Below are 3,053 nucleotides of genomic sequence, written 5' to 3' on the forward strand. Positions count from 1 at the left end.
CCGGCGCAACCCTTCATTCGGATCAACTCTTTGATTTTCAAGGAGTTTTCCGAGAGGACCGCGCCGGAAGTGGTGCGCATTCTAAGGATCTAATCCGCGCCGTCAACTCCTTTGTGCAAAGATCTTCACTTTGTGTTCAACGGGATACGCGCTCAGGCCTGCATGATCCAGCCCTCGACCCCCATCGCCGCCTGGCGCAGAGCCTCTGAGCGAGTCGGGTGCGGGTGGCAGATCAGCGCGATGTCCTCGGCCGACGCGGCGAACTCCATGGCCACGCAGTACTCGCCGATCATCTCGCTCACGCTCGGCCCCACCATATGCACGCCGAGGATCTCGTCGGTGCGCTCGTCCGCCAGGACTTTCACGAAACCTTCCGTCTCATGATTGATCTTGGCGCGGCTGTTGGCGCTGAAGGGGAACTTGCCGACCCGGTAGACCCGCCCTTCCGCCTTGAGTTGCCCCTCGGTCTTGCCGACGCAGGCCACCTCGGGCTTGGTATAGATGACGCTGGGGATAGCGCCATAGTTCACCTCGGCCGCCTTGCCGGCGATCTTCTCGATGCAGGCTATCGCCTCGTCCTCGGCCTTGTGCGCCAGCATCGCCCCCGAAGTAACATCGCCGATCACCCAGATGCCCGGCACCGAAGTCCGATGATGCGCGTTGGCGAGCATGCCGCGCTTGTCGGTGGCGAGCCCCACGCTCTCCAGCCCCAGGCCCCGGGTATAGGGGCGCCGGCCGATAGCCACCAGCACATAGTCGGCCTCCAGCATCTGGGCTGCACCGCCGCTGGCAGGCTCGATGCTCAACTGCACGCCCCTGTCTTTAACCACCGCCCCAGCCACCTTGCAGCCCAGCTTGAAGCTCATGCCCTGCTTGCTCAGCGAGCGCTGCAGGGTCTTGGCCGTTTCGTCGTCCAGGCCGGGGCAGATGCAATCCAGATACTCGACCACTGTGACTGCGCTGCCCAGACGACGCCAGACCGAGCCCAACTCCAGGCCGATCACTCCGGCGCCGATCACCACCAGATGCTTGGGCACCTCGGGCAGCGACAGCGCCCCGGTCGAGTCCAGGATGCGTCGGTTGTCGATGGTCACGCCCGGTAGGGGCGTCGGCTCCGAGCCGGTGGCTATCACTATGTCCTTGGCCAGCAGCTCGCCCTGACTGCCATCGGCCGTGGTGACCTGTACCCGACCTGCTCCGGCTAGCTTGCCCCAGCCCTTGATCCACTCGACCTTGTTCTTGCGAAAGAGAAACTCGACACCCTTGGTCAGGCCGGCGACGCTCTCGTCCTTCTGCTTCATCATCTGCGCCAGATCGAGCCTGGGCTTGACCTCGATGCCGAGATTGGCGAACTCCTTGCCAATCGCCGCCTCGTACAGTTCCGATGCATGCAGCAATGCCTTGGACGGCATGCAGCCAACATTCAGGCAGGTACCTCCAAGCGTCTCGCGCCCCTCGACGCAGGCCACCTTGAGCCCTAGTTGTCCGGCACGGATGGCGGCGTTGTAACCGCCCGGTCCACCGCCTATCACCACCACATCGTATGTGCTCATGTAGCACTCCTCGCTCAACGTCCCGCGACGCAATAATGGCAGCGGTGCCTCGTCCGGCCCGGCGGCCTTGTCCACGCAATAAGGCTCACAGGCGTGGCAGCCATAAGATTACGATTAACATATACACGAGCATTAAAATTATGCATATCATTTTATTGAGAGCCCGCCTCTCCCACCATGAAGACAGCACAGGACCACAGCCATGACCTCCATCGTGATCGCCGGCTACGCCCGCTCCCCCTTCCACTTCGCCAAGAAAGGCGGCCTGATCAATCTGCGCCCCGACGACCTGGCGGCGCAGGTGCTGAAAGGGCTGGTCAACAAGCTCGATCTCGACCCCAGCCTACTGGAGGACGTGATCATGGGCTGCGCCTATCCCGAGGCCGAACAGGGCATGAACATCGCCCGCATCGCCAGCTTCCGCGCCGGTTTCCCCGAGACCCTCGGCGGTGCCACGGTCAACCGCTTCTGCGGCTCCTCCATGACCGCCGTGCACTTCGCCGCCGGGCAGATCCTGCTCGGCGCCGGCGAGGCCTTTCTCTGCGCCGGGGTGGAATCCATGACCCGCGTGCCGATGGGCGGCTTCAACATTTCCCCCAACCCCAGCCTGATGAGCAGCTTCCCGCAGGTCTACATGGCCATGGGGCACACTGCCGAGGAAGTGGCCAAGCGCTATGCGATCGGCCGTGAGGAACAGGAAGCCATGGCCGTTGAATCCCATGCCAAGGCCGTGCGCGCTCGCGAGCTGGGCTACTTCAGGGACGAAATCCTCGCCGTGGAAACCCCGGACGGCGTGGTCGATGCAGACGGCTGCATCCGTCCCGGCACCAACCTCGAGGCCCTCGCTCAGCTCAAACCGGCATTCGGCGGCAGCGTCACCGCCGCCACCTCCTCACCACTCACCGACGGCAGCGCTGCCGTGCTGGTGTGCAGCGAGGCCTTCGCCCGCAGCCGCGGCCTGGACATACTCGCGCGCATCAAGGCCGTCGCCGTCGGCGGCTGCGCCCCGGACATCATGGGCATGGGCCCGGTGGTGGCGACCCGCAAGGTACTGCAGCGCGCTGGCCTGCGCATCGCCGACATCGATCTGGTGGAAATCAACGAGGCCTTCGCCAGCCAGTCCATCGCCTGCGTGCGCGAACTGGGCCTGGACATGGCCAGGGTCAATCTGGACGGCGGCGCCCTCGCTCTCGGTCACCCACTGGGTGCCACCGGCGCACGCATCGCCGGCAAGGCCGCCTCGCTGCTCAAGCGCACCGGCGCACGCTACGCCATCGCCACCCAGTGCATCGCCGGCGGCCAGGGTGTGGCCACCCTGCTCGAAGCGGTCTGAACCGAACGGGCGCCGCCACACGCCGCGCCCGCTCCCCTTCTCCAAGGGAAGGTCTGAAGTAGAGCGGTTTTTCTGGCTGACTTCGGCCTTCGCCAATTTTGAAAGCGGCCAGTGGGTCAAAATCGACCAGATGGCTCGCTCATTTCGGTGTTTCTGGCCGCCGCAAG

General features: G+C 64.5%; 2 protein-coding genes. One reads left to right on the forward strand and one right to left on the reverse strand.

The window, feature by feature from the left end:
• Positions 1-152: 152 nt before the first annotated feature.
• Complete coding sequence (lpdA, locus tag AAFN46_RS20495; protein ID WP_347810543.1) at positions 153-1,553, reverse strand: dihydrolipoyl dehydrogenase; 1,401 nt, start codon at positions 1,551-1,553, stop codon at positions 153-155.
• Positions 1,554-1,755: 202 nt separating this feature from the next.
• Here lpdA and AAFN46_RS20500 point away from each other — a divergent pair, with 202 nt between their 5' ends.
• Positions 1,756-2,886 carry a thiolase family protein gene (locus AAFN46_RS20500; RefSeq protein ID WP_347810544.1) on the forward strand — a complete coding sequence of 377 codons (1,131 nt, stop codon included), beginning with the start codon at positions 1,756-1,758 and terminating at the stop codon, positions 2,884-2,886.
• Positions 2,887-3,053 lie beyond the last annotated feature (167 nt).

It is taken from the genome of Pseudomonas sp. CAU 1711 (assembly GCF_039888625.1).
GTDB lineage: Bacteria > Pseudomonadota > Gammaproteobacteria > Pseudomonadales > Pseudomonadaceae > Aquipseudomonas.

What these genes read in the sequence shown, in the direction of transcription:
- lpdA (WP_347810543.1), bottom strand. Translation starts at nt 1,553, where the DNA reads ATGAGCACATACGATGTGGTGGTGATAGGCGGTGGACCGGGCGGTTAC.
- AAFN46_RS20500 (WP_347810544.1), top strand. Translation starts at nt 1,756, where the DNA reads ATGACCTCCATCGTGATCGCCGGCTACGCCCGCTCCCCCTTCCACTTC.